The organism is Arthrobacter sp. ISL-28, from assembly GCF_018613875.1.
Lineage (GTDB): Bacteria > Actinomycetota > Actinomycetes > Actinomycetales > Micrococcaceae > Arthrobacter.
On sequence record NZ_JAGGPJ010000007.1, the window covers coordinates 234,580 to 260,583 of the forward strand.

Consider the following 26,004-nt stretch of genomic DNA (forward strand, 5'->3'; position numbering starts at 1 on the left):
CGCGCAGCAGCAAAGGTGATCCCATGACCCGAATCCATTTCCTGCGGACCGCGCTGGTGCCCGGACTCGCTGCCATAGCGCTGGCCTTTGTCGCGGTGGGAGGCGTCGCCGGGACTGCGCAGGCCGATCTATGCCTGCCCACACGGCCGTGCTCGACCGATTCGCCAGCGCCGACAGCCGAGCCTTCGCCGGCACCGGCGCCTGCCAAGAAGGTGCCGGTGCCTGCGCCGCCACCTACGGTAGCTCCCGCCCAGCCTTCAGTGGCTCCGGTTGCGCCTACCGCCGCGTCCGCGCCGACCGCGCAGGCCACGGAGGAAACGACAGCGACTGCGGCACCGTCCGCTACATCCGTCCGCACGACGGCCCCCACCACAGCCAGTCCCTCGCCGAGCCGTTCGGATTCCAGCCCAACGGCCGAGTCCAACTGGAACAAGCCGATTGAATCGTCCCCGAAGGCCAGCCACGCTGCCGCCGTCAGCACCGGCGACGAAGGCCCCGGCGCCGGAACGATGAGCGTCTTCGCCATCACGGGAGGCGTCCTGCTGGTGGGCTTCGGCGTCCTCGTGTTCGCCTTCTGGAGCCGCAACCGCCTCGCAGGCCACTGGTGAGCGTGACGTTGCAGGCGCGATGTTTCACATTGTCCTTCTCCAATGGGCAGTATCCCGAATCGGCACATTGTCAGGGCTGTAAGGCAAGATAGGTCTGTGAGCACAGCATCGGGTCCCGCAGATATGACAGCATCCGTAACTGACCAGGCATCCGGAATTGACCAGCTCGAGCCGGAAGCGATTCCATCTGAGTCGGTCCGCGACGAGTACCAAAAATTGGTGGACCTCGTGCGGAAGTACCGCTTCGCCTACTACCAGGAGGATGAGCCGCTCGTCTCGGATGCGGAGTTCGATACTCTCTTCCGCCGGCTGGAGGAGCTGGAGGCGCTCCATCCCGAACTGGTGTCCAACGATTCACCTACCCAGGAAGTGGGCGGGGAAGTATCAGCGGCGTTTGCCGCCGTCGAACATCTCCAGCGCATGTACAGCCTTGAGGACGTATTCTCCCTCGAGGAGCTGGAAGCCTGGATCGCCAAGGCGGAGGCCAGCATTGCGAAGATCGGGAACCACAAGGTTTCCTGGCTGACGGAACTGAAGATTGACGGACTTGCGGTCAACCTGCTGTACCGGGACGGCAAGCTGGTCCGGGCGGCCACCCGCGGTGACGGCACCACCGGTGAGGACATCACCCACAATGTGCTCACCATCAAGGAAATTCCTCAGCAGCTCAGCGGCAGCGGATTTCCGGCGGAAATGGAAGTCCGCGGCGAGGTGTTCATACCCTCCAAGGCTTTTGCTGAATTCAACGAGGCACTGATCGAGGCAGGAAAAGCGCCCCTGGCTAATCCGCGCAACGCGGCCGCAGGCTCGATCCGGCAAAAGGATCCGGCCGAGACTGCCAAGCGGCCTCTGAGGATGTTCGTCCACGGGATCGGGGTCCGTGACGGTCTCCCGAGTTCGAGCCAGTCCGAAACGTACAAGCAGCTTGCGGAGTGGGGGCTTCCCGTCAGCCCGTACTTCGAGGTGCTCGGCAGCTTGGCAGAAGTCCTGGAATTCATCGCCAAGTTCGGGGACAAGCGCCACAGCCTGCTGCATGAAATTGACGGCATCGTGGTCAAGGTGGATGACTTCGCCACCCAGCGCGCCCTGGGCTTCACTACCCGTGTTCCGCGCTGGGCGGTGGCCTACAAGTACCCGCCGGAAGAAGTGCACACCAAACTGCTGGACATCGCGGTCAACGTTGGACGCACGGGGCGCGTCACGCCGTTCGGCATTATGGTGCCGGTGAAGGTGGCCGGGTCCACCGTGGAAATGGCCACGCTCCACAACCAGGATGTGGTCAAGGCCAAGGGCGTGAAGATTGGCGACATCGTGGTCCTGCGCAAGGCCGGCGACGTCATTCCGGAAATCGTAGGGCCGGTGCTCGCGCTGCGGGACCAGCAGGATCCGCCGGTGCGTGACTTCGTCATGCCCACGGAATGCCCCTCCTGCGGCACGCCGCTCGCGCCCGCGAAGGAGGGCGATGTCGATATTCGCTGCCCCAACGCGCGGTCCTGCCCGTCACAACTTCGCGAACGGGTCTTTCACCTGGCCGGACGGGGCGGCTTCGACATCGAGGCACTGGGCTGGGAGGCCGCCATCGCCCTCACCCAGCCGGCGGAACCGGACGTTCCCCCACTCACCACCGAAGCCGCCCTGTTCGACCTGAGACCCGAGGATCTCGCCCCGGTGAAGATCCGGCGAGAGAAGCGTTCCAAGGGCGTGGGCACGGGGGAGTACGAACTCGTGCCGTACTTCTACAGCAAGGGCACGGCGAAAGCGCCGTCCAAGCCGACGGCGACCACCGAAAAGCTCTTCAAGGAACTCGAAAAAGCCAAAACCCAGCCTCTGTGGCGGGTGCTCGTGGCGCTGTCCATCCGGCACGTCGGCCCGCGCGCCTCGCGGGCGCTGGCCAACCATTTTGGCAGCATGAACGCCATCCGGCAGGCCTCGGAGGAGGAACTCGCGGGGGTGGACGGGGTGGGTCCCACCATCGCTGCCGCGCTTAAGGAGTGGTTTGCCGAAGACTGGCACGTTGAGATCATCGACCGCTGGGCGGCAGCCGGGGTGCGGATGGAGGACGAACGGGATGAATCCACACCGCGCACGCTCGAAGGGCTGACAATCGTGGTGACGGGAACGCTGGAGGGCTTCAGCCGGGACGAGGCCAAGGAAGCGATCCTGGTGCGCGGAGGCAAGGCGGCAGGTTCGGTGTCCAAGAACACCAGCTACCTCGTCGCCGGCGAGAACGCCGGCACCAAGCTGGACAAGGCCGAACAGCTGGGTGTTCCCGTCCTCGACGAAGAGGGGTTCCGTGAGCTGCTGACCAACGGGCCCGCTGGCCCGGAAGCTGACGCAGATGCCGACGCTGAGCCTGGATATCTGGACGCTGCTGCCGGGGACGCTGACGAATGAGTCCGGACCCGCACGAGCTGCTCGAGGTGGCGAAGGCTGCGGCCGCGGCCGGTGCCGCCGTCCTGTCCACGCGGAGCAACGCTCCGCTGGATTCCGGCAACATCAGCAACAAGGGGGCCGCGGGGGACTGGGTCACGGCCTTCGATGTGGCGGCAGAGAACGCCGTCCGGAACGCCATCAGGGGTAGCCGACCGCAGGACATCATCACCGGGGAGGAGCACGGCACCACCCGCCCCGAGCATCCCAGTGGCTTCCGCTGGTCCATTGATCCGCTGGACGGCACCACCAACTTCATCCGCAACATCGTCTACTACGCCACCTCGGTGGCGGTTGCCGATGCCGACGGCGCATGGCTGGCCGGCGTCGTCAACGCCCCGGCGCTCGGGCGCGTGTATTACGCCTCCCGGGGCCACGGTGCATGGCTCGAACAAAACGGCAGCCTGACCCAGCTCACCGGACCGGTCACCGGGCGCGCCGGGCAGATCCTTGCCACCGGCTTCAGCTACGACCCCGCCACCCGGGACGACCAGGCCAGTTTCCTCGGCGGCCTCATGGAGGGCTTCGCCGACATCCGGAGGCTCGGGTCCGCCGCCCTGGATCTTTGCCTCGTGGCCGACGGCACCCATGACGCCTTCGGAGAGCGCGGCCTGAACGAGCATGATTTTTCGGCCGGCGCGCTGATTGCCGAGGAAGCGGGATGCTGGGTGCGCAGGCCCCGGCTGACAAGCCCCTTGGACGGCGGGCCCTCGGACGAGGAGCGGCTGGCGGCCTGGACGTGCGCCGGCACCCTGGAGCTTTCCGGAAAGTTCCCGCTCTGAGGCGTAGCCCCCGGCCCCACATGGCGGGGAGGGGCCAGTTGGTGATAGTTCAGTCACTGAAACAGCCGTTCCGCGGTGCGCAACAAGTGTCTGGAACTAGCATTGACGGGTGCAGCCGCAGATCATTGTCCGTCCAGCCGTCCCCGCCGATTACGAGGCGATTGCCCGGATCACCCGCGATTCCTATCTGACGGCGGGATACTTCGACAGTGCCGATCACCCCTACATGAAGCAGATCCAGGACGTGGCACGGCGTGCCGCCCAGGCGACCATCTGGGTGGCCGAGCGGGATGGGCGGATCGTGGGATCCGTGACGCTGGCGGTTGCCGGTGAGCCGTATGCGGACATCGCTCTCGACGACGAACTCGAATTCCGGATGCTGGTGGTGGATCCGGCGGTGCAGCGCAGCGGCGCGGGCCTGGCTATGGTGGAAGCGATCATCGCGCATGCCAGGTCGCTGGACGGGATTCGCGGTGTTGCCCTGACAACGGGCGGGACGTGGGAGAGCGCGCACGGGCTGTACCGGAAGACCGGATTCCGGAGGGTTCCCGAGCGGGACTGGTTCGTGCCGGGCACTGACATAAAGCTGATCGTTTTCCGGCTGGACGTCTAGCCGCCCTAGAGTGGTGCCGACTCATTTCTCCCGCCCCATTAGCCGGGCCCATTCCAGGCTGCGAAAGCGCCGGGCCGGCGTGCGGCCCCAGTGAAAGGCGCACCATGCGCAAGACTTTCGGCACCGGTTCCGTCTGGGAACAGGCCCTTGGCTACTCCCGTGCAGTCCAGGTGGACAACACGCTGTACATTTCCGCCACCGCTGCAAGCGGCGAGGACGGCATCGTGGGCACCGATTTCTATGAGCAGACGAAGTACATCCTGCAGAAGCTGGAGAAAGTCCTCGCGGACGCCGACTTCGCGCTCGCCGACGTCGTGCAGTCCAAGCTGTACCTGACGGACATCAGCAAGTGGGAAGACGCCGGCCGCGCCCATGGCGAAGTCTTCGGCGACATCCGCCCCACCTTGTCCCTCGTGCATGTGCTGCCGTTCCTGGACCCCAAGATGCTCGTGGAGATCGAGCTCGTGGCCCAGAAGGGCGCCAGCTAACTCGTCCCCCTTTCCCCTGCGCGAACGTGCAGCTAATGCCCTCAAAACCCGGTTTTGAGGGCATTAGCTGCCAGTTCGCGCGGCCTGGTTAGGACATGGGGAGGCCGTAGCGGTGCTCCGGGCGGCCGGTGGTTCCGTAGCGCAGTTGGATCTCGACGGCGCCGTCGTCCGCCAGCGACGAAAGGTACCGCTGGGCGGTGGCCCGGGACACCCCCACGCGGCCAGCCACATCGGCCGCGGAGTACTGCTCGCCCGGCACCAGGGATTCGAGCACCGCTGCCTCCGTGGCTGACCGCGGCCTTGCCGAGGGCGCGGCGTCCCCGGGAATGAGCGCGCGCTTGGCCCGCTCCACCGTGTCCTGGTCCAGCGCCCCCGGCTGGGACAGGATGCGGCGGTACCGGGCATAGGACCGCAGCTGCTGGGAGAGGGTCTCGGCCGTAAACGGCTTCAGCAGGTACCCGAGGGCACCGCGGCGGAAGGCCGTCCGCAGCGAGGCGGCATCGGATGCCGCGCTCAGGATCATCGTGTCCACGTCCAGCTGGTGCAGGAGATCCAAACCCGAGGCGTCCGGCAGGTACACATCCAGCAGCACCAGGTCCGGGCGCAGGCTGTGGATGGACTGCAGCGCCAGCGACGCCGACCCCGCAGGCGGCAGCGCCAGGAATCCCGCCACTGTATCCACGTAGGCGGCGTGGAGCTTGGCCACATGGAAATCGTCATCCACGATCAGCACCCTGAAATCCTCAGACATCATCGTCCTATCTTGCTCGTCTCTGCGCTCGTCATTGTGCGTTCATTCATCTCTGCCGTTCCGTCAGTCTTTGCGGGAGACGGTGGTCCCGGGAAGTGTCGCCATGAACACCGCGCCCGGCCCGCCCGGAGTGCCGGGTTCCAGCACCCTGACGTCGCCGCCGCGGCGGCGCGCCACCTGCCGCGCCAAAGCCAGCCCCAGGCCCTGCCCGCCGCCTGCTCGGACCGGGCCCGCCGCCGTCGTAAATCCTTCCGCAAAAACCGCCTCCGGATCAGCATCGCTCCGCAGTCCGTCGCCGGAATCGGCGACGACGATGTGCAGCGTGCCGCCGTCGTCCAACGGTTCGTCCAGCAGCTCAAGCTCCACCCAGCGCTCGCCGGCAGAGCCTGCCACCGCGGCATTGACCGCGTTGTCGATCAGGTTGCCCAGGACTGTGGTGACGTCCTGTGGATCCGTGACCTGGCCGCGCACCAGGGTTTCCGGCCCGACCCGGAGCGTCACGCCGCGTTCGTCCGCTTCCACGCCTTTCGCACCGACAAATGCCTGAAGGTACGGGTCCTGCAGGAGCTCGGCCTGGTCGACGGGGAACTTCAGCGGCCCGGTGGCGGCGAGCCGCTCCAGGTATTCACGCGCCTGCTGATGCTGGCCGATGCTCATGAACCCGGCGATAGTGTGCAGCTGGTTGGCGAACTCATGCCGCTGCGCCCGGAGCGCCGTTGACATAGTACCGACTGCGTCCAACTGGCGCGTCAGCTGCTGCAGCTCGGTGCGGTCCCGGAGCATCACCACCCAGCCGAGGTCCTCTTGGTGGTGCAGGGCCTTCCGGGCACTCGCCACCAAAACCTGGCCGCCGGCGATCAGCTCCACAGCCTCACCCTCCTTGGCGTCGGCCTGCGTGAGAGCCTTGAGCTGCGGCGGAACCGGCGCGGCCGACCACAGCGTCCCGGACAAGTCGGGCTGGCCCAGGAGCCGCTGTGCTGCGGCATTGAAGACGCTGATGCGGCCTTCGGCGGAAACGCCCACCACGCCCTCGTCCACGCCCTCCAGCACGGCGACCTGGTCGTGCACCAGGGTATTGATTTCCTCCGGTTCCAAGCCCAGCGTCAGCCGCCGCAGCCGCCGCCGGAGCAGGAACGACGCCAAGACCCCGGCCACGAGGGCGCCTGCCGCCGTCAGTGCGATGGGAACGATGTCCCTCGCCAGGCTGTCGCCGATGGTCTCGGTCGAGTACCCCACGCTGACTTCGCCCACCACGGCCGGCGTTCCGGTGCCTGAACCCGTTCCGGAGCCGGAACCCGAGCCGGAACCCGAGCCGGAGCCTGCCCCGGTCTCCACGCCCGGCGCGAAAACCGGCACCTTGGCGCCGGCCGAAGGGCCCAGCGTCCCGGTGTTGCGGGTGGTGACCTCGCGTCCGGCCAGCGCCTCCGACGGGTCAGTGCTCACCCGCTCGCCCAGCCGGTCAGCTTCGGGATGGGCCAGGCGGATTCCCTTTTCGTCCGTGATCACGACGAACAGGGCGCCGGTCCTGGCCCGCGCGCCTTCCGCCGCCGCCATCAGCGGACCGGCAAGCAGCTGGGCCCGCGGCGGAGTGCCGGCTTCCCGGCTGATGGAGGCCACATCCGCCCGGACGGAAGGATCCGAGGCCACAGTCCGGGCCAGCGTGAGCGCCTGGTTCTCCGCCTCGCGCCACGACCGTTCATACGTCAGCCAGGCGTGAACGGCGCCGCTCAGGAGCACCACCAGGAGCACCACGCCGAGCTGCAAAAGCAGCGTCTGGGTGGAGAACCTGAGCGGCAGCCGTCGGGCCGGTCTCGTCATGGCGCTCCTCTTTGGGCGGTCGTTCTGGTTGGCGGTCATTCCCGTTGGGCGGTGCTTCGGGCCTCGGGGTGTGGGGCTCCTGTGGCTTGTGCGCAGTCTGCCTGAATGCTGTGAGCAGAATGCGCAAAATGCTCCCAATAAGCAGTATGCCAATCAATTGAGCCAAAGGCACTGCCGTGACCCGGACCACTCTAACGTCTGTAGTGCGCATCACATCGAGGTGGTGCCGTTCATCAAGAAGGAGCCGGCCGTGCTGGTATTACTTGGATTCGCCATGATCGCGGTATTCATGGTCCTGATCATGACGAAGAAGTTGACGCCGGTGCTGGCGTTGATCATTGTGCCCACCGTTTTCGGTCTTTTCGCAGGCGCCGGCCTGGGCATCGGCGACATGGTCATGGACTCGATGAAGTCCATGACCTCCACCGCCGCCCTGCTGATGTTCGCCATCATCTACTTCGGCCTGATGATCGACGTCGGGCTGTTCGACCCCCTGGTCCGGTTCATCCTGCGCAAGCTGGGCAATGACCCCGCCAAGGTTGTTCTCGGCACCGCCCTGCTGGCCGCCGCAGTCTCCCTCGACGGCGACGGCTCCACCACCTTCATCCTCACCACGGCCGCCATGCTGCCGATCTACCTCCGGCTGAAGATGAGTCCCGTGGTCCTCACCTGTGTGGCCGGCCTGGCCAACGGCACCATGAACATCGTTCCCTGGGGCGGTCCCACCGCCCGCGCCGCCACCGCCCTGAAGATCGACGTCAACGACGTCTTCGTTCCCATGATCCCGTCGCTGATCGCCGGCCTGGCCGTCGTCCTCGTCTTCGCCTGGCTGCTCGGCCTGCAGGAACGCAACCGCCTCCGGGCCACCGCTCGGGAAATCTGGGGTGTGCCTGATACCGCTGAAGGGTTCGACGGCGGATCGTCCGCCGGCGGCCCCGGTTCCGGCGTCGGTGGTTCCGGCACCCGCGGTGCAGTGTCCCCCGCAACGGGAGGTCCCGCCGTCGGCGGCTCCTCGGTGGCTGTCCTGGAACATACCGCGACCCTCGTGGATGACAGCGACACCGCCATGGCGGACACCGCCCTGGACCCCAACCGCAAGACCCTCCGGCCCAAGCTGCAGTGGTTCAACCTGGGCCTCACCGTCGCCGTGATGGGCATGCTCATCGCCGACCTCGTGCCCCTGCCGTACGTCTTCATGGTCGGCTCGGCCATCGCCCTGCTGGTGAACTTCCCCAGGGTCAAGGACCAGGCCAGCCAGCTCATCGCCCACGCGCCGTCCATCGTCGCCGTCGTCAGCATGGTCATGGCCGCCGCCGTCCTCACCGGCGTCCTCACCGGCACCGGCATGGTCGAGGCCATGTCCGCCTGGCTGGTGCAGATCATCCCCTCGGACATGGGACCGCTCATGGCAGTAATCACCGGTGTCCTCAGCATCCCCATGACGTTCTTCATGAGCAACGACGCCTTTTACTTCGGCGTGCTGCCGGTCCTGGCCGAGACGGCCGGCCACTATGGCATCAGCGCCGCAGACATGGCCCGTGCCTCCATCACCGGCCAGCCGTTCCACATGCAGAGCCCGCTGGTTCCCGCAATCCTGCTGCTCGTTTCCCTGGCCAAGGTGGACCTGGGCGACCACCACAAGAAGGTGCTGTGGCGGAGCGCCCTCATCTCCCTCGTCATGCTTGCCGTCGGGATGCTGACCGGAGCTATCGGCATCGGCTAGCCTGTAGCCGCCCGCGGCCATGCCGCGTGGCCGGAAGTGCCCGTCTGGAGCCCGCTGGGGGTCGTCAGGCGGGCACTGACGTTTGCCACGTAGACTATGGGGAAACCAACTATATTGCAGGGGAGATCCATGGCTGCGATCAACCGTGACGACGTCGCGCACCTCGCGCGGCTCGCGCACATTGAGATGAGTGCTGAAGAGCTGGACAGGATGGCTGGCGAGCTTGCCGTCATCGTAGATGCGGTGAAGTCCGTGAGTGAAGCCGCCGGAGAAGACGTTCCGGCCACCTCGCACCCGATTCCGCTGAACAACGTGTTCCGCGAAGACGTGGTGGGGCACACCTTCACCGCCGACCAGGCACTCTCCGGAGCTCCGGATTCCGATGAGAACCGTTTCAAGGTCCCGGCAATCCTGGATGAGGCATAGACACATGAATGAAAACCACAGCAACCAGCTGGTCCGCCTCACCGCAGCCCAGCTTGCCGCAAAGCTTGCCGCCCGCGAAGTCACCGCCGTCGAAGTGGTGCAGGCCCACCTGGACCGCATCGCCGCCGTCGACGGCGGAGACCGCGGAGTCCACGCGTTCCTGCACGTCAACACCGAAGAGGCGCTCGCCGTCGCCGCCGAGGTGGACGCGATCCGTGCCGCCGGCGGTGCCGCAGCCGACGAACTGCACGAGCTTGCCGGCGTTCCCATCGCCGTCAAGGACCTCATCGTCACGGTCGGCCAGCCGACCACGGCCGGCTCGAAGATCCTCGAAGGCTGGTACAGCCCGTACGACGCCACGGTGGTGGAGAAGCTGCGCGCCGCGAAGATGCCCATCCTCGGCAAAACCAACCTGGATGAATTCGCCATGGGCTCCTCCACCGAGCACTCCGCGTTCGGACCCACCCGCAACCCGTGGGACCCGGACCGCATCCCGGGCGGTTCCGGCGGAGGTTCGGCAGCCGCCGTGGCCGCCTTCGAAGCCCCGCTCGCCCTGGGCACCGACACCGGCGGATCCATCCGCCAGCCCGGCGCCGTCACCGGAACCGTGGGCGTGAAGCCCACTTACGGCGGCGTATCCCGTTACGGTGCCATCGCCATGGCGTCCTCCCTGGACCAGATCGGCCCCGTATCCCGCACCGTCCTGGACTCGGCGCTGCTGCACCAGGTCATCGGTGGCCACGACCCGCGCGACTCCACGTCTCTGCCCGACCCGCTGGCTGACCTCGTCGCCGCGGCACGCCTCGGCAACGTGGACGGCATGAAGATCGGCATCATCAAGGAACTCCACGGCGAGGGCTACCAGGCCGGCGTCGAGCACCGGTTCAACGAGTCCCTCGAACTGCTCAAGCAGGCGGGCGCGGAAATCGTTGAGGTCTCTTGCCCCAACTTCAAGTACGCCCTCGGCGCCTATTACCTGATCATGCCGTCCGAGGCCTCCTCCAACCTGGCCAAGTTCGACGGCGTCCGGTACGGCCTGCGCGTTCTCCCCGAGGAACCGCCGATGACCATTGAGCGCGTCATGGGCGCCACCCGCGCCGCCGGCTTCGGTGACGAGGTCAAGCGCCGCGTCATCCTGGGTACCTACGCCCTGAGCGCCGGGTATTACGACGCCTACTATGGTTCGGCCCAGAAGGTCCGCACGCTCATCCAGCGAGACTTTGACGCCGCCTTCGCCAAGGCCGACGTCCTGATCTCCCCGACCGCCCCCACCACGGCCTTCAAGCTGGGGGAGAAGCTGGACGATCCGCTGGCCATGTACCTCAACGACGTCGCCACCATCCCGGCCAACATGGCCGGCGTCCCGGGCCTTTCCCTGCCGGGCGGCCTGGCCGACGAGGACGGGCTGCCCGTGGGCATCCAGCTCCTGGCCCCGGCCCGCGAGGACGCCCGCCTGTACCGCGTGGGTGCCGTCCTGGAATCACTGCTTGAAGAGAAGTGGGGCGGCCCCCTCCTGGACAAGGCTCCTGAACTGCCGGCTCCTGAGCTGCCGGCGCCTTCCCTCGCCGAGACTGTTACGAGCCACGGAGGTTCACACTGATGTCCGACGCAATCCTGAGCTTCGAAGAGGCCATGGAGAAGTACGATCCCGTCCTGGGGTTCGAGGTCCATGTGGAGCTGAACACCAAGACCAAGATGTTCTCCTCCGCCCCGAACGTCTTTGGCGATGAGCCCAACACGAACGTCAACGAGGTGGACCTCGGCATGCCCGGCGTCCTGCCTGTGCTGAACAAGACCGCCGTGGAGTCCTCCATCAAGATCGGCCTCGCGCTCAACTGCAAGATCGCCGAGTACTGCCGCTTTGCCCGGAAGAACTATTTCTACCCGGATACCCCGAAGAACTTCCAGACGTCCCAGTACGACGAGCCCATCGCATACGACGGCTACCTGGACATCGAACTCTCCGACGGCACCGTGTTCCGCGTCGAGATCGAACGCGCGCACATGGAGGAGGACGCCGGAAAGCTGACCCACCTCGGCGGCTCGGCCGGCCGCATCCAGGGCGCGGACTACTCGCTTGTGGACTACAACCGCGCCGGCGTTCCGCTCGTGGAAATCGTGACCAAGCCCATCCAGGGCGCCGGCTCACGCGCTCCCGAACTGGCCAAGGCCTATGTGGCCGCGGTCCGCGAGATCGTCAAGAACCTCGGCGTTTCGGACGCCCGGATGGAACGCGGCAACGTCCGCTGCGACGCCAACGTCTCGCTGCGCCCGCACGGCCGCGAACGCTTCGGCATCCGGTCCGAGACCAAGAACGTGAACTCGCTGCGCGCCGTCGAACATGCCGTCCGCTACGAGATTCAGCGGCACGCCGCCGTGCTGGACTCCGGTGAGCCCGTGGTCCAGGAAACCCGCCACTGGCACGAGGACACCCGCACCACGACGTCGGGCCGGGCCAAGTCCGACGCCGATGACTACCGTTACTTTCCGGAGCCCGACCTCGTGCCCGTGGTCGCCTCGCGCGAATGGGTGGAGGAGCTGCGCGCCACGCTGCCCGAGCCCCCCGCCGAGCGGCGGAAGCGACTCCAGGCTGACTGGGGCTATTCGGACCTGGAGTTCCGCGACGTCGTCAACGCCGGCGTCATGGACGAGATCGAGGAAACCATCGCCGCCGGAGCTGCCGCCTCCGTGGCCCGCAAGTGGTGGATGGGCGAGATCGTGGGCCGCGCCAAGAACGCCGACGTCGATCCCGGCCAGCTGGGTGTTGAGCCTGCAACCATCGTCGAACTGAGCAAGCTGGTGGAAGACGGCAAGATCAACAACAAGATGGCCACCGAGGTCCTGGATGGCGTGCTCGCCGGGGAGGGCACTCCCGCCGAGATCGTCGAGAAGCGCGGCCTCGCCGTCGTCTCCGACGACGGGCCGCTCCTGGAAGCCATCGATGCAGCACTCGCCGCGCAGCCCGACGTCGCGGACAAGATCCGCGGCGGCAAGGTGCAGGCCATCGGCGCGATTGTGGGCGGCGTCATGAAGGCCACCCGCGGCCAGGCCGACGCCGGCCGCGTCCGCGAACTGATCCTGGAGAAGCTGGGCGTCAACGCCTAGCGCTTTCACCAACTGGGTGGCAGTTAACGTCGTTTTGAGGCTCAGAACGACACCTACTGCCACCCAGTTGGGGGTTAACGCGTTTTCGGCTCCATGTTCTCCATAAGGTCCCGATTCTAAAGTGGGGACTCAGGCGCCGGAGTCCCGCCGGCGCAGCGAAAGGACATGCCATGCCGGTTCACCACCCGAACACCTTACGCCGCGCCGTGCTGGCAGGGGCGGTGGTACTGGCCTTGACCGGCGCCGGAGGTGCGATGGTTTGGGCGGCCGGCGAGCCCGCTGCGCTTCGGGATGCTACGCTCCAGGATCCTGCCCCGCAGCTGGTTTCCCCGCAGGACGCGGCGCCGCCACCGGCATCCGAGGGCCCCGGTAAATCGGAGAAATCCCAAGGCCAGGGCAAGGGCCGGGAGCTTCGCGGCGGAAGCGTGGTGAAGAAGGGCGACGGAAGCCTTAAAACGCGGATAATCCAGTTCGGCACCGTGGAGTCAGTGAGCGAGTCATCGATCACGGTCAAGAGCGAGGACGGCTTCAGCCAGGTGTATGCCATCACTGCTGAGACCAAGATTCGCAAACAGCCCGCAGCCGCTGCCGACGGCACCGCACCCAAGGGCAGCACCGCACCAAGTGACGACGCCGGCGAACGGGACGACGACGAGCGGGTCAATCCGTCTGCCGCCACCGCCGCCGACATCAAGCAGGGGGATACCGTGCGCATCAAGGGCACCAGGGCCGGCGACACCGTGACCGCGACGATGATTCGTACGGGTGCCAAGGGAAAAGGGCCCGGCCAAGGTAAGGGACTTACCCAAAGTAAAGGGCCCGGCCAAGGTAAAGGACTGGGCCACGGCAAGGCCAAAGGCGAAGGCCGGGGGCAACCCGAAGGTGGGCCAAGCCCCGTCCTGCCCAAGTGACCAGGCGCCCAAGTGACTTGCCGGCCCAACTGAGTAGCGCGCCCAATTAAGTAGCAGCTGACGTCGTTCCCAGCGTTGAGAAGCCGCGAGCTGCGACGCAGTTGGGCTAATCGTGGACCAGGCCCGCCATGATGTCCTCAAGCGCCTCGCAAACAACCCGGACGGACGCCCGCTTGAGGTTCTCCGGCCGGGCCAGGATGTCGATTCTTCGCCGGGTGCTGATGCCCCTGAGCGGCCGCAGCACGATGTCGGGGCTCAGCACGGGCCGCGCCGTATGCCGGGGCAGCAGGCCGATCACGCCGCCTGCCGCCACAAGGGCTGCCACCGTGGAATAGTCGTTGATCCGGTGGACGATGTTCAGTTCCCGGCTGGAAACGGCGGCGACGGCGGACAGCACGTCCGCCGGGGAGTAACCGGTGCGGCTGGTCACCCAGGGTTCGCCGACGACGTCGTCCGTTTCCAGCGACGCCTGGGCGGCGAGCCGGTGGCCGGCCGGAAGGGCCACGTCGAGGGGCTCATGCGCCAGCGGTATCACCGCCACCCGCTCCTCGGGCCAGCGCGGGCTGTGGTCCATGCGGTGCGCGAGAACCAGGTCGTACCGCGCCGTCAGCGCGGGGAAGTCCTGCTGCGCGACGTCCTCGTCAAAGAACTGGACCTTGGGCCTGCCGGGCCCGTCCAGGAGCCGCGCAAGCGGCGCAAACAGCGCCTGCCCGGCGCTGTGAAACCCGCTGACCGTCACCGGCGCCACAATGGAACCGTGATAGGCGCCGATCGCCATGCGCGCATCGGCCATGGCACTGACGACGGCGGCTCCGGCGTCGGCGAGCACCTGGCCGGCCTCCGTGAGGACCAGGTTCCGGCCCTCCTTGCGCGTGAGCGGAACCTCGACACTCTTTTGCAGCTGCGCCAGCTGCTGAGACACGGCCGACGGTGTGACGAGCAGCGTATCGGCCACGGCTTTGACGCTGCCCAGGGCCCCGAGTTCGCGCAGCATCTCAAGTTGGTGGATTTCCATGGCCACCATCTTATGCCTTAGCAATTCCTAAATCGTCGATTGAGAAAAATCCCCTTGTGCTAATGCTTTGAAGTGGCTCTAATGAAGGGAGATTCCCCGCATGCACCATCGTGCATGCCCAAAGTTAGGAAGCCAATGAAGGCTCTGTTCAAGGCCGGCGCACACGCCGGATTCGAGCTCGTCGATCGTCCCGAGCCGGAAGTTGGCCCCGACGACGTCAAGATCCGCGTTCTGACCACCGGCATCTGCGGCACGGATCTTCACATCCAGTCCTGGGACGCCTGGGCCCAGAGCATTATCGAGACGCCCCTGATTGCCGGCCACGAATTCTACGGCGAAGTGGTGGAAGTCGGCGAGGACGTCCGGGACGTCAAGGTGGGAAACCGGGTCTCCGGCGAAGGCCATATCGTGTGCGGGATCTGCCGCAACTGCCGCGCCGGCCGTCGCCAGATGTGCATCCACACCGTGAGTGTGGGCGTGCAGCGGGACGGGGCCTTCGCCGAATACGTCGTGATCCCGGAAACCAACGTTTGGGTCCACCAGGATCCCTCCGTAACTCCGGAGCTGGGCGCCATCTTCGACCCCTTCGGCAACGCCGTGCACACCGCACTGAGCTTTCCGCTCGTGGGCGAGGACGTACTGATCACGGGGGCCGGGCCCATCGGGCTTATGGCCATTGCTGTGGCCCGCCATGCCGGAGCCCGGAAGATCGCCATCACGGACGTTTCGGCGCCCCGGCTGGAGCTGGCCCGCCAGCTCGGCGTCGACCTTGCCATCGACGTCTCGAAGACGCGCGTCCATGAAGCGCAGCGCGAACTGGGAATGCGTGAAGGCTTTGACATCGGCCTGGAAATGTCCGGGCACCCCACGGCACTGCCGGAAATGATCGACAACATGAACCACGGCGGCAGGATCGCCATGCTGGGCCTCCCCAGCCAGTCCATTGATATCGACTGGGGCAAGGTGGTCACGCACATGCTGACGCTGAAGGGCATCTACGGCCGGGAAATGTTCGAGACCTGGTATGCCATGAGCGCCATGCTGTCCTCCAACCCGACCCTGCACACCAATATCGCTGCCGTGGTCACCGACGTGCTGCCCGCCAGGCAGTGGGAGAAGGGCTTTGAGATTGCCCGCGCGGGCGTCGGCGGCAAGGTTGTGCTCGACTGGTCAGAACTGTAAAAGCCCCAAGCAACCACAACACCAGACTTTCGACGAGCCAAGGAGCACGCCATGTATTCAGAAATCAAGGACCAGCTGCGCAACGAACTGGAGGAGATCCGGGAGGCAGGCCTTTACAAGACCGAGCGCCACATTGACTCCGCGCAGGCCAGCCACATCACCGCCGGCCAGATCGGCGAGGCCGGCTCACCCGTCCTGAACTTCTGCGCCAACAACTACCTCGGCCTTGCCGACCACCCGGACATCATTGCCGCGGCTAAGGCCGCCATGGACCAACGCGGCTTCGGCATGGCCAGCGTCCGATTCATCTGCGGAACCCAGGATCTCCACCTGCAGCTTGAAGCCCGTGTATCGAAGTTCCTCGGAACAGAGGACACCATCCTGTTCTCCAGCTGCTTCGATGCGAACGGCGGCGTCTTCGAATCGCTCTTCGGCCCTGAGGATGCCGTCATCTCCGATGCACTGAACCATGCCTCGATCATTGACGGCATCCGGCTCTGCAAGGCGCAGCGCTTCCGCTACGCCAACCAGGACATGGCGGATCTGGAGGCGAAACTCCTGGAGGCCAAGGACGCCCGCCGCAAGATCATCGTCACGGACGGTGTCTTCTCAATGGACGGCTACCTGGCCCCGCTGGAGGCCATCTGCGACCTGGCCGAAAAGCACGACGCCCTGGTCATGGTGGATGACTCCCACGCCGTGGGCTTCATGGGCCCCACCGGAGCGGGAACCCCGGAACATGCCGGTGTGTCCGACCGCGTGGATATCTACACGGGCACCTTCGGCAAGGCCCTGGGCGGTGCCTCGGGCGGCTACGTTTCCGGCCGCAGCGAAGTCATTGCCATGCTCCGGCAGAAGGCCCGCCCCTACCTGTTTTCCAACTCCCTTGCCCCGGCCATCGTGGCGGCCACCATCAAGGCTCTGGACCTCGTGGAAACCTCCGGCGAGCTGCGCACGCGGCTGTTCGAGAACGCGGAACTGTTCCGCCGCCGCATGACGGAGGAGGGTTTTGAGCTGCTCGACGGCGAACACGCGATCGTGCCCGTGATGTTCGGCGACGCCGTCCTGGCCGCAAAGATTGCCGACCGGATGCTCCAGCACGGCGTCTTCGTAACGGCTTTCAGCTTCCCCGTGGTGCCCCGCGGCGCAGCCCGCATCCGTGTGCAGCTGTCCGCAGCGCACAGTGCCGACGACGTCGAAACCTGCGTGCAGGCGTTCGTCAAGAGCCGGAACGCCGTCGCTGCCTAGGAAGGCCGAAGGACTCCGACGCGTCTGCAAGGATGGAGCCATGGCAGCAACTTATGAAGTGGTGATTGTTGGCGGCGGGATCGCGGGCCTGTCCCTCGCATCCGCCCTGGCGGGCAAATGCAGCGTGGCACTGGTCGAAGCCGAGCAGGAGTTGGCGTACCACTCGTCCTCCCGCTCGGCCCGGCAGCTCATCCCCAGCTACGGTCCGGCCGTGGTCCAGGAGCTGACAGTCCGCACGCTGGAGCTGATCGCCGCCAGGGACGCCTCGCTTCCCGAACCGGTGCTGTCCCGGCGCAGCTTCATGCTGATTGGCGATGAGGAAACCGTCAGGGCCGGGGCCAGCGGACAGATGCAGATGATCAGCCACGCCGAGGCCCTGGAGCTGTGCCCGGTACTGAAGCCAGGAGCCTTCTCCGGGGCGGGGCTGGACACCGGTTCCTTCGGCTGCAACGCACCGGTCCTGCTCGAAGACCATCGGACACGGGCCGTAGCAGCGGGAGCGGACATCGTCACCGGTGCCCGCCTTCACTCGGCACAGCGGCTCGGCAGCGGCTGGGAGATCGGTGCCGGCCAGGAGGCCTTCCAGACCGGAGTGCTCGTCAACGCCGCCGGCGCCTGGGCGGACGAAGTGGCCGTCATCAGCGGCGTGGAGAAGCTCGGACTCCAACCGTACCGGCGCACCGCGGCGGTTGCCGCCGTCGAACAATCCCTTCCCGAGGGCAGCCCCATGGTGGCGGCAGCGGACGACTCCTTCTACTTCCGCAGGGAGGGGGCCGACGTCCTGGTTTCGCCGTCGGAGCATGTCGCCAGCGGGCCGGAGGACGCGCGGCCGTTCCCCGGCGATATTGAGCGGCTGATCGCCCGGCTCAACACCCTGACCACGCTCGGCATCGGCACTGTCCGCAGGGCCTGGACAGGATTGCGCACCGAAGCGGCCGACGGCGTCCCGGTAGCGGGGTTCGACGCCGAAGCTCCCGGGTTCTACTGGCTCGCCGGCCAGGGCGGGTACGGATTCCAGACGTCGTCCGCCATTGCCGAGCTCGCTGCCGCCCAGATACTGGCAGGGCCGACACGCGGAGCCAGTCCGGAATCCCGGACAGCGGAAGCCCTGGCGGCGACTCGCTGGTCCATCCGGCGCTGAAGAATGGATCCATGAGCACCCTTCTTACCAACCTCGGCGAGCTGATGACCCAAGACCAGGAACAGCGTGTCCTGCGGAACGCCGCGGTGGTGATCGAGGGGGAGCGGATCGCCTGGCTCGGGGCCGCCGCGGCTGCCCCGGCGGCCGACGACGTTTTCGACGCCGAAGGCCGGGCGCTGCTGCCCGGCTGGGTGGATTCGCACACGCACCTGATTTTCGCCGGTGACCGGACCGCGGAGTTCGAAGCCCGGATGGCGGGCGAGAGCTACAGCGCCGGCGGCATCGCCGTCACCACCGGTGCCACGCGCAGCACCGGGGACTACGACCTCACCCGGCTCGCGCTGGGCCGGGTGGCGGAGGCAGTGTCGCAGGGCACCACGTATCTCGAGACCAAGACGGGGTACGGCCTGGACGTAGAGCAAGAGGCACGGAGTGCGCGGATCGCGTCCACAGTGGCCGATGAGGTCACCTACCTCGGGGCGCACCTGGTACCGGCGGGCATGGACGCCGACGACTACACCGACCTCGTCTGCGGCCCGATGCTGGACGCGGTCCGTCCCTATGTGAAGTGGGCCGACGTGTTCTGCGAACGGGGTGCCTTTACCGAGGAGCAGTCGCGCCGTGTGCTGCGGGCATGCCGCAACGCCGGGCTCGGGCTGCGGGTCCACGGCAACCAGCTGGGTCCGGGTCCGGGCGTGCAGTTGGCCGTCGAGTTCGGGGCCGCGAGCGTGGACCATGTGAACTATCTGTCCGACGAGGACGTCGACGCGCTGGCCGCCAGCTGGTCCGGGTGGGATGCCGGTTCCGGCGCACGCGGCACCGTGGCCACCTGCCTCCCCGCCTGCGACCTCTCCACCCGCCAGCCGCTGGCGCCGGGCCGCAGTCTCCTGGACGCCGGTGTGCCTCTGGCCCTCGCCTCCAACTGCAACCCTGGAACGTCCTACACGAGTTCCATGGCATACTGTGTGACCACCGCAGTGCTGCAGATGCGGCTCAGTGTCCACGAAGCTGTCCGGGCGGCGACCTACGGCGGCGCCCTGGCGCTGGGGCGAGAGTTGGGGAACGACGTCGACGGCGAACGCGCCGTGGGTTCCATCGCCGTCGGGCACCGCGCGGACCTGCACCTGCTGAACGCACCGTCGGCGACGCATCTGGCCTACCGCCCGGGAATGCCGCTGACGCACGCTGTGTGGCGCGCAGGGGTCCGGGCGCGGTAGCGCGTGGTACACGGCGGATAGTGACGGGAACTGATCGTTTTGTGTCTGTTACAATCAAGAAACGTCACTTTCTGGTGATGGTTTGATCTTGAGAGGCTAGTCATGACCCGCACTGACCGACTGACGGCAATCCTTGATCTCCTTGCCGAAACCGGGCAGGTTGAGGTGGAGGAAATCGTCACCCAGCTTGGCGTGTCGCCGGCAACGGCCCGGCGGGACCTGGACAGCCTGGCCAAGCGCCGGCTGCTCACCCGGACCCGCGGTGGCGCCACCACCGGTGCCTTGGCGTACGACCTCCCTGGCCGGTACAACAGGGACGACCACGCTGCCGCCAAGCAGCAGATTGCGCTGGCTGCCTCCGCCCTCATCGCGCCGGGCATGGTGATCGGGCTTTGCGGCGGCACCACCAGCACCGCCCTGGCCCAGATCCTGGCTACCCGCGAGGACCTAAATTCACCGTCCAACCAGCCCACGCTGACGGTGGTCACCAACGCCATCAACATCGCCGCCCAACTGGCGGTGCGCCCCAACATCAAGGTCATGGTGACCGGCGGCGTCCTCAACCCGCGCTCCTACGAACTCGTGGGCCCTTACACGGACATCATCATGCAGAAGGTGGTGCTGGACATCGCGTTCATCGGCGTCAACGGCGTCGATCCCGTCGTGGGGCCCACCAACACAGGTGAGGGCGAAGCGTCAGTCAATGCGCTGCTGGCCAGCCGCGCCAGCATCTCTTACGTCATCGCGGACTCATCCAAGGTGGGCCGCCGGGCTTTCGCCACCATGGACGGGTATGCGTTCACCCGGCTGATCACGGATTCCGGGATCTCCGCAGAGGACAAGGCCGCCTTTGAAGCCATCGGCACCGAAGTCATCGTGGCGCCGGAAACGCCGCGAACGCGGCTGTCATAGGCCTGTTTGTCATAAGCCCGGCCCGACCGGCATGGATCCGGGCCTAGAAAACCATGGGCGGGGCATCGAGCACGGTCTCGTCCACCCGCCGCTCCACCCATTGCGTGAACGGCTGGTCGAGTACGTACTTGCCCTCCTCGGTGCGCACCAGCATGCGAATCTCCGCGTTGTCCGGGTTGTTCAGCGACTCGAAGTACTCCACGGACCAATGGAACCAGCGCATGCAGAACAGGCGCATCGTCAGCCCGTGCGTGACCAGGAGCGCGTTGGGGGAGTAGTCCGGCTTGGCCCAGTGGCGGTAGAGGGTCTCCATGAATGACGAAATGCGGTCGTAGACATCCGAGCCGGACTCGCCTTCGCGGAACCGGTAGAAGAAGTGGCCGTAGGCGTTACGCAGCTCCTTCTGGTCTTCGATGTCGCCCGAGATCTGGAAATTGGCCCAGTCCTGCTCGCGAAGCCGGGGCTCCTCGATGATCCGTTCGGTGAGGGAGCCAAGGCTGAGCGCTTCGAGGGTCTGGTAGGCGCGCAGGTAGGGCGATACGTAGACGCTCACCTTTTGTCCGTCCAGTTCGCGCCGGATGCGTTCACCGGCCGCTTTGGCCTGTTCGACGCCCAGCGGCGTCAGCGGAATCCGGTAGTCGGGAACCCGGTTGTAGATGGAGGTGTCGGCATTGGCGGCGGACTGGCCATGCCGGATCATGATGATTTTCCCGGGCGCACTCATAGTCTCCCAGCATAGGGCCAGCATTGCTGACAGATGGAGGCGGGGCGGGGCTGAGGAGCGGGGCCCAGCAGCACAGGCCCAGGAGCACGGGCCCTGGGGCAGGGGCCCAGAAGCACGGGGCCCAGCAAGCAAACAGGAAACAACCAGCAACTGCAGGCAAGATAGGAACATGTTGGTTCCTTCCCGCCGTCGCCTGCGGATCGAAGTCTGGATTGTCCTGGGACTGTCCCTGGGGCAGTCAGCGGTGTACTCCGTGGTGCAGCTCCTGGACAAGATGACCCGGGCGCCCCTGGCCCAGGGCACCTCGACGCTGAACAGATCCCAGAGCACCCGCGAATACTTCGACCTGACGTACCAACTCCTGGACATCACCTTCGCTCTGGTACCCGTCCTGCTGGTGATCTACTTCCTCACGGACCAACGCCAGACGAAGGTCGGCATGGGCCAGGTCGGCGGCTCGGCATTCCAGAAGCTCGGCTTCAATTTCGCCCGGCCGGGCAACGATCTGCTGCAGGGTCTCGGCCTGGCTGCCCTGGTCGGAATCCCCTCGCTGGGACTCTATGCGGCGGGCCGGGCAATGGGCATCACGACGGCGATCATCCCCAGCGCCCTGGACGCTTACTGGTGGACAGTTCCCGTGCTGATTCTCTCCGCGCTGCGGCATGCAATCGTGGAGGAAGTCATCGTGGTGGGGTACCTCATGGACCGCTTCGGAAAGTTCGGCTGGTCCGTGCCGGTGTCCATTCTCGCCAGCTCCATGCTCCGAGGCAGTTACCACCTGTACCAGGGCTTCGGGCCGTTCATCGGCAACGCCATCATGGGCGTACTGTTCGCCTGGATCTACACCAGAACCCGCCGCGTGATGCCGCTGGTCATCGCCCACGCGCTGCTGGACATCGTGGCGTTCGTCGGCTTCAGCCTGTTCGGAAAAAGCATCGGGCTGGGATAAAGACGTTCCGGGCAAAATAATTCGGCCGCCATCGGCTGGGTGGCGTCGTTGGCACCCGCTGATGGCGGCCGAAGCTTGGCGGCAACACACATCCGTGGCCGGCTACGATGCCGGAACCGGGCGTGCTGCCGGATGGAGATAAAAGGTCAGATGGTGACGGCCCCCGCTGCCGTTTCAAACGTGACGGACAGGATGCCCGGGGTTCCGTGCGGGGCCACCCAGTTCACGGCGACGTCCTCAAGGGGCCGCTCCACGGGTTCGCCGAGCCATTCGGTGACGCGCTCCGCGGATCCCGCGATGGTGAGGCTGGACATCTTGACGTTGCTGTCATAGGCGTTGGAAGGGTGAAGCGAAGGGTCTCCCTCCCACTTCAGCATGTACGGAACCTGCGGATCTGCAATGAGCCCCAGGATTCCGATCTGCTTCCAGACGAGTTCCCGGCCATCCGGGAACTTGCGGTTGCCGTTGACAGCGGCGCGTCCAAGACGCTCCTCGAACGGGGCGAGGTCGTCCACTTCGACGCACCATCCCATCCAGCCGCCGCCGGCTGCCGACCGTGCACGCACAGCCTGCCCGAACGGGGCCTTGTCCGAAGCCGGGTGGTCAAGGACCTCCACAACCTCAAGATATTTGTGCCCGGCGAGCGGGATAATCATGTTCCGGGTCCCGAAACGGGGGTGGACTCCACCCTTTACGGCTTCAACGCCGAGGGCGGACGAAATACGTTCGGTGGTGGCAGCCAGGCCATCGTGTTCACAGGCGTAAGAGACGTGATCCATGCGCATGCCCTCATCTTGGCATCTTGTGACGCGGCTCTCAGCTAAGGTCACCCTAACCTCATCAGAGGTCCCGTCCATCACCTGATCCGGAGGCCCTGCGGGCGGCGGTAATGGGGGTTTTGCCGGGTCCGGGAGTCACACAACCGTCACAATCTTCGCGCAGTCGGCGCACTGTTTCGTAAGCTTGTCGCAGGTCATGAGTGCCAGCAACAGCCCCGGCTTGCTGGCCGGCAACCCTCCTTCCGCGGTGGGGTGCCCCGGGTGAAGACCTGGCCTGCCGGTCAGCTGACGGCGGGCAAGCGCGTAGAAGAGGTTTACCTATGACGATTTCTGCCACCCGCAGCGAGGTTCCGGACGGCACTGTCCGTGACGCTGCACTTCCCGAAGGCTCTGCTGTTCACGAGGGCATTGCACTTCCCGGCACTGTCCTTCCCGGCACTGTCCTTCCCGGCACTGTCCAATACGCCAACATCGGCAGCCTGGAACTCGAGGCCGGCGGGTTCCTGCCGGACGTCACCCTCGCGTACGAAACCTGGGGGACGCTCAACGAGGACGGCTCCAATGCCATCCTCGTGCAGCACGCCCTCACCGGGAGCACGCATGTGACGCGGGGCAGCGGGGACGAAGAAGGCTGGTGGGAACAACTGGCCGGACCCGGTGCACCGGCGGACACGGACCGGTTCTTTGTCATCTCCATCAACATAGTTGGCGGCTGCTACGGATCCACGGGACCGTCATCGGCTGCTCCGGACGGCAAGCCGTGGGGCTCACGCTTCCCGCTGATTACGCTCCGGGACTCCGCTGCTGCGGAAGCACGCCTTGCGGACCAGCTGGGCATCAGCAGCTGGTTCGCCGTCCTCGGTGGCTCGATGGGTGGTGCCCGCGCGCTTGAGTGGGCGGTCAGCTATCCGGAGCGGGTGCAGCGCTGCGGCGTTATTTCGGCCGGCGCCAGCAGCACCGCCGAGCAGATCGCCTTTGCGCAGGCGCAGACGCTCGCCATCCGGCAGGACCCCAACTTCAAGGGCGGCGACTACTACGGTGGTCCGCTGCCCGAGGCTGGACTCGCACTGGCCCGCCGGATTGCCCATATTACCTATCGCTCGGCCCATGAGCTGGACTTCCGATTCGGCCGGAACGCGCAGCGCGGTGAGTCGCCTTTCCAGGCGGATGCCCTGGGCGGCCGCGGCCGGTACCAGGTGGAGAGCTACCTCGACCACCAGGGGGGCAAGCTTGTGCGGCGTTTCGACGCCAATAGCTACATAGCAATCACTGAAGCGCTGATGAGCCACGACATTTGCCGGGGCCGCGGAACCCTGAAGGAGACCCTGGCGCGGACAACGGCGGACTTCTTCATTGCCGCCGTTGACACGGACCGGCTGTACTTCCCTGCACAGTCCCGGGAGCTCGCCGAGGCCCTGCCGGGAGACGTGGACGTCCACGTGATCGAGGCGCCGATCGGCCATGACGGGTTCCTCACCGAAATCGGGCAGCTGAGCCAGCAGCTCCGCGGCCACTTCTTCGGCTGAACGGTCGACTGAACTCCCACCTCACGCGCTAGTCTTCGGACCGCAGCATGTGCATTTATGCAGATGCCTTCTGCACTATTTGTCGTTGAGGTTGCAGCAACGGCAGACCATACTCATTGAAACCGGCGATTCGTGGTGCATATCACACACGTCCGCCAAGTCTGGTCCCAGTGGTGTCGACGGAGACGCCGAAGGAGTTCACAAAAATGAGTATGTATAACTCCGCCGAAAGGCGCGTAGAGGAACCTGATGTCAAGGCGTCAGGGCTGAGAAAAGTCGTCACGGCCTCTATGGCTGGCACAGTGGTCGAGTGGTATGAGTTCTTCCTCTACGCATCCGCCGCCACCCTGGTCTTCGGCAAGATGTTCTTCCCGAACTCGGGAACAGAACTGGACGGAATCATTGCCGCCTTCGTCACGTACGCCGTCGGCTTCGTCGCCCGGCCCATCGGCGGCATCGTCTTCGGCCACTTCGGTGACAAGTTCGGCCGGAAGCAGCTCCTGCAGCTGAGCATCATCCTGGTGGGCGTCTCCACCTTCCTCATGGGCTGCCTCCCAACCTTCGCCCAGATCGGCTACTGGGCCCCGGCCCTGCTGGTGTTCCTGCGCTTCGTCCAGGGCTTCGCCGTCGGCGGTGAATGGGGCGGTGCCGTGCTGCTCGTCGCCGAACACAGCCCCAACCGGTCACGCGGATTCTGGTCCAGCTGGCCGCAGTCTGCGGTGCCCATGGGCAACCTGCTGGCCACCGCCGTGCTGTTCACCCTCTCCTCCACGCTTTCCCAGGCCGACTTCCTCGGCTGGGGCTGGCGCGTGGCGTTCTGGCTCTCCGCCGTGATCGTGATCATCGGCTACTACATCCGCACCAAGGTCCAGGATGCGCCGATCTTCCTGGAGGCACGCAAGGAAGTCACGGTCGAGAAGAAGGGCTACGGCGTCGCCGAAGTCTTCCGTCGCTACCCGCGCGGCGTCTTCACGGCCATGGGACTGCGCTTTGCGGAAAACATCCTCTACTACCTTGTGGTCACGTTCTCCATCACGTACCTGAAGGTCGTGGTCGAGACCGACACGTCCCGGATTCTGCTCCTGCTGCTCGTGGCGCACTTCATCCACTTCTGCACCGTCCCGCTTGTCGGCAAGCTGTCCGACGCCTTCGGCCGTCGTCCGGTGTACATGGCAGGCGCCGTCCTCGGTGGAACCTGGGGCTTCTTCGCCTTCCCCATGATGGATACCGCCAACGACATCATCATCCTGGCCGCCATCACCATTGGCCTGATCTTCCACGCCCTCATGTACGCAGGGCAGCCGTCCATCATGGCCGAGATGTTCCCCACCCGGATGCGCTACTCCGGCGTCTCCCTGGGCTACCAGGTGACGTCCATCGTGGCCGGTTCGCTGGCACCGATCATCGCCACCTCCCTGCTGGGCAGCTTCGGATCCTCCACGCCGGTTGCGCTCTACCTCCTGGGCGCCTGCATCGTGACGGCAATCTCGGTGTATTTCCTCAAGGAAACCCGCGGCATCTCGTTGCACGACGTTGACGCCGCCGACGCCCAGGGCACCGCCGACCTCCTGGCTGCTACCAAGAAGTAAGGCCGCCACGAAGCAAGGCGACAACAGCCAGTGCAGCTGCCCGGAACCGCGCTACTAGCGCAGGCCC

23 protein-coding genes and 1 riboswitch are annotated in these 26,004 nt (G+C 66.0%); of the genes, 18 read left to right on the forward strand and 5 right to left on the reverse strand.

Annotated elements, in window-relative coordinates:
• The first annotated feature begins 23 nt into the window (after nt 1-23).
• The 5 genes from J7E80_RS05875 to J7E80_RS05895 all read left to right on the forward strand — a co-directional run bounded on the left by J7E80_RS05875 (nt 24) and on the right by J7E80_RS05895 (nt 4,921).
• Entirely contained in the window at nt 24-608 is a 585-nt protein-coding gene (locus tag J7E80_RS05875; RefSeq protein WP_215050540.1) for a hypothetical protein, read from the forward strand.
• Between the two features lie 123 nt (nt 609-731).
• On the forward strand, nt 732-3,002 hold the full coding sequence (gene ligA / locus J7E80_RS05880) for an NAD-dependent DNA ligase LigA (RefSeq protein ID WP_215050716.1): 2,271 nt from the start codon (nt 732-734) through the stop codon (nt 3,000-3,002).
• Nucleotides 2,999-3,820, forward strand: coding sequence for an inositol monophosphatase family protein (locus tag J7E80_RS05885; protein WP_215050541.1), 822 nt, complete (start codon nt 2,999-3,001; stop codon nt 3,818-3,820). The genes ligA and J7E80_RS05885 overlap by 4 nt, the downstream gene beginning before the upstream one ends.
• Before the next feature lie 109 nt (nt 3,821-3,929).
• Nucleotides 3,930-4,433, forward strand: a complete 504-nt coding sequence (locus J7E80_RS05890; protein WP_215050542.1) for a GNAT family N-acetyltransferase — start codon at nt 3,930-3,932, stop codon at nt 4,431-4,433.
• Between the two features lie 104 nt (nt 4,434-4,537).
• A complete protein-coding gene (locus J7E80_RS05895) occupies nt 4,538-4,921 on the forward strand; it encodes a RidA family protein (protein ID WP_215050543.1) in 384 nt (127 codons plus the stop codon).
• Between the two features lie 88 nt (nt 4,922-5,009).
• On the opposite strand, the gene J7E80_RS05900 is transcribed toward J7E80_RS05895, so the two are convergent.
• Together J7E80_RS05900 and J7E80_RS05905 are read right to left on the reverse strand one after the other, a co-directional pair.
• Nucleotides 5,010-5,672: a response regulator gene (locus J7E80_RS05900; RefSeq protein WP_215050717.1), complete on the reverse strand. Its 663-nt coding sequence runs from the start codon at nt 5,670-5,672 to the stop codon at nt 5,010-5,012.
• A gap of 63 nt (nt 5,673-5,735) precedes the next feature.
• Nucleotides 5,736-7,490, reverse strand: a complete 1,755-nt coding sequence (locus J7E80_RS05905; RefSeq protein ID WP_215050544.1) for an ATP-binding protein — start codon at nt 7,488-7,490, stop codon at nt 5,736-5,738.
• A gap of 250 nt (nt 7,491-7,740) precedes the next feature.
• Between J7E80_RS05905 and J7E80_RS05910 the strand changes: the two genes are divergently transcribed.
• The 5 genes from J7E80_RS05910 to J7E80_RS05930 all read left to right on the forward strand — a co-directional run bounded on the left by J7E80_RS05910 (nt 7,741) and on the right by J7E80_RS05930 (nt 13,655).
• Complete coding sequence (locus J7E80_RS05910) at nt 7,741-9,213, forward strand: CitMHS family transporter (RefSeq protein ID WP_215050545.1); 1,473 nt, start codon at nt 7,741-7,743, stop codon at nt 9,211-9,213.
• 129 nt (nt 9,214-9,342) lie between these two features.
• Nucleotides 9,343-9,639 carry an Asp-tRNA(Asn)/Glu-tRNA(Gln) amidotransferase subunit GatC gene (gene gatC, locus J7E80_RS05915; RefSeq protein WP_215050546.1) on the forward strand — a complete coding sequence of 99 codons (297 nt, stop codon included), beginning with the start codon at nt 9,343-9,345 and terminating at the stop codon, nt 9,637-9,639.
• 4 nt (nt 9,640-9,643) lie between these two features.
• Complete coding sequence (gene gatA / locus J7E80_RS05920; RefSeq protein ID WP_251036493.1) at nt 9,644-11,239, forward strand: Asp-tRNA(Asn)/Glu-tRNA(Gln) amidotransferase subunit GatA; 1,596 nt, start codon at nt 9,644-9,646, stop codon at nt 11,237-11,239.
• Nucleotides 11,236-12,744 (forward strand): Asp-tRNA(Asn)/Glu-tRNA(Gln) amidotransferase subunit GatB, encoded by a 1,509-nt coding sequence (gatB, locus tag J7E80_RS05925; RefSeq protein WP_215050718.1) that lies wholly within the window; start codon nt 11,236-11,238, stop codon nt 12,742-12,744. Before gatA ends, gatB begins: the two co-directional genes overlap by 4 nt.
• Before the next feature lie 170 nt (nt 12,745-12,914).
• Nucleotides 12,915-13,655, forward strand: a complete 741-nt coding sequence (locus tag J7E80_RS05930) for a DUF5666 domain-containing protein (RefSeq protein ID WP_215050547.1) — start codon at nt 12,915-12,917, stop codon at nt 13,653-13,655.
• Between the two features lie 106 nt (nt 13,656-13,761).
• On the opposite strand, the gene J7E80_RS05935 is transcribed toward J7E80_RS05930, so the two are convergent.
• A complete protein-coding gene (locus J7E80_RS05935) occupies nt 13,762-14,670 on the reverse strand; it encodes a LysR family transcriptional regulator (protein WP_215050548.1) in 909 nt (302 codons plus the stop codon).
• Nucleotides 14,671-14,805: 135 nt separating this feature from the next.
• On the opposite strand from J7E80_RS05935, the gene tdh reads away from it, so the two are divergent.
• The 5 genes from tdh to J7E80_RS05960 all read left to right on the forward strand — a co-directional run bounded on the left by tdh (nt 14,806) and on the right by J7E80_RS05960 (nt 20,370).
• The gene (tdh, locus tag J7E80_RS05940; protein ID WP_215050549.1) at nt 14,806-15,852 is read left to right on the forward strand and encodes an L-threonine 3-dehydrogenase; all 1,047 of its coding nucleotides are present in this window, start codon (nt 14,806-14,808) and stop codon (nt 15,850-15,852) included.
• 51 nt (nt 15,853-15,903) lie between these two features.
• Nucleotides 15,904-17,100 carry a glycine C-acetyltransferase gene (locus J7E80_RS05945; RefSeq protein WP_215050550.1) on the forward strand — a complete coding sequence of 399 codons (1,197 nt, stop codon included), beginning with the start codon at nt 15,904-15,906 and terminating at the stop codon, nt 17,098-17,100.
• 40 nt (nt 17,101-17,140) lie between these two features.
• Nucleotides 17,141-18,241, forward strand: a complete 1,101-nt coding sequence (locus J7E80_RS05950; RefSeq protein ID WP_215050551.1) for an FAD-binding oxidoreductase — start codon at nt 17,141-17,143, stop codon at nt 18,239-18,241.
• 11 nt (nt 18,242-18,252) lie between these two features.
• Nucleotides 18,253-19,458: an imidazolonepropionase gene (gene hutI, locus J7E80_RS05955; RefSeq protein WP_215050552.1), complete on the forward strand. Its 1,206-nt coding sequence runs from the start codon at nt 18,253-18,255 to the stop codon at nt 19,456-19,458.
• A gap of 102 nt (nt 19,459-19,560) precedes the next feature.
• A complete protein-coding gene (locus tag J7E80_RS05960; RefSeq protein ID WP_215050553.1) occupies nt 19,561-20,370 on the forward strand; it encodes a DeoR/GlpR family DNA-binding transcription regulator in 810 nt (269 codons plus the stop codon).
• A 43-nt stretch (nt 20,371-20,413) separates the two neighbouring features.
• Here the strand turns inward: J7E80_RS05960 and J7E80_RS05965 are convergent, their stop codons facing one another.
• Nucleotides 20,414-21,094, reverse strand: coding sequence for a histidine phosphatase family protein (locus tag J7E80_RS05965; protein ID WP_251036494.1), 681 nt, complete (start codon nt 21,092-21,094; stop codon nt 20,414-20,416).
• A gap of 169 nt (nt 21,095-21,263) precedes the next feature.
• Between J7E80_RS05965 and J7E80_RS05970 the strand changes: the two genes are divergently transcribed.
• Nucleotides 21,264-22,043 carry a CPBP family intramembrane glutamic endopeptidase gene (locus tag J7E80_RS05970; protein ID WP_215050554.1) on the forward strand — a complete coding sequence of 260 codons (780 nt, stop codon included), beginning with the start codon at nt 21,264-21,266 and terminating at the stop codon, nt 22,041-22,043.
• A 146-nt stretch (nt 22,044-22,189) separates the two neighbouring features.
• Here the strand turns inward: J7E80_RS05970 and J7E80_RS05975 are convergent, their stop codons facing one another.
• Nucleotides 22,190-22,828 (reverse strand): VOC family protein, encoded by a 639-nt coding sequence (locus J7E80_RS05975; RefSeq protein WP_215050555.1) that lies wholly within the window; start codon nt 22,826-22,828, stop codon nt 22,190-22,192.
• A 186-nt stretch (nt 22,829-23,014) separates the two neighbouring features.
• Nucleotides 23,015-23,130: riboswitch (SAM riboswitch) on the forward strand.
• 12 nt (nt 23,131-23,142) lie between these two features.
• On the opposite strand from J7E80_RS05975, the gene J7E80_RS05980 reads away from it, so the two are divergent.
• The gene (locus J7E80_RS05980) at nt 23,143-24,348 is read left to right on the forward strand and encodes a homoserine O-acetyltransferase (protein ID WP_215050556.1); all 1,206 of its coding nucleotides are present in this window, start codon (nt 23,143-23,145) and stop codon (nt 24,346-24,348) included.
• Nucleotides 24,349-24,554: 206 nt separating this feature from the next.
• Nucleotides 24,555-25,937 carry an MFS transporter gene (locus J7E80_RS05985; RefSeq protein ID WP_215050557.1) on the forward strand — a complete coding sequence of 461 codons (1,383 nt, stop codon included), beginning with the start codon at nt 24,555-24,557 and terminating at the stop codon, nt 25,935-25,937.
• Nucleotides 25,938-26,004 lie beyond the last annotated feature (67 nt).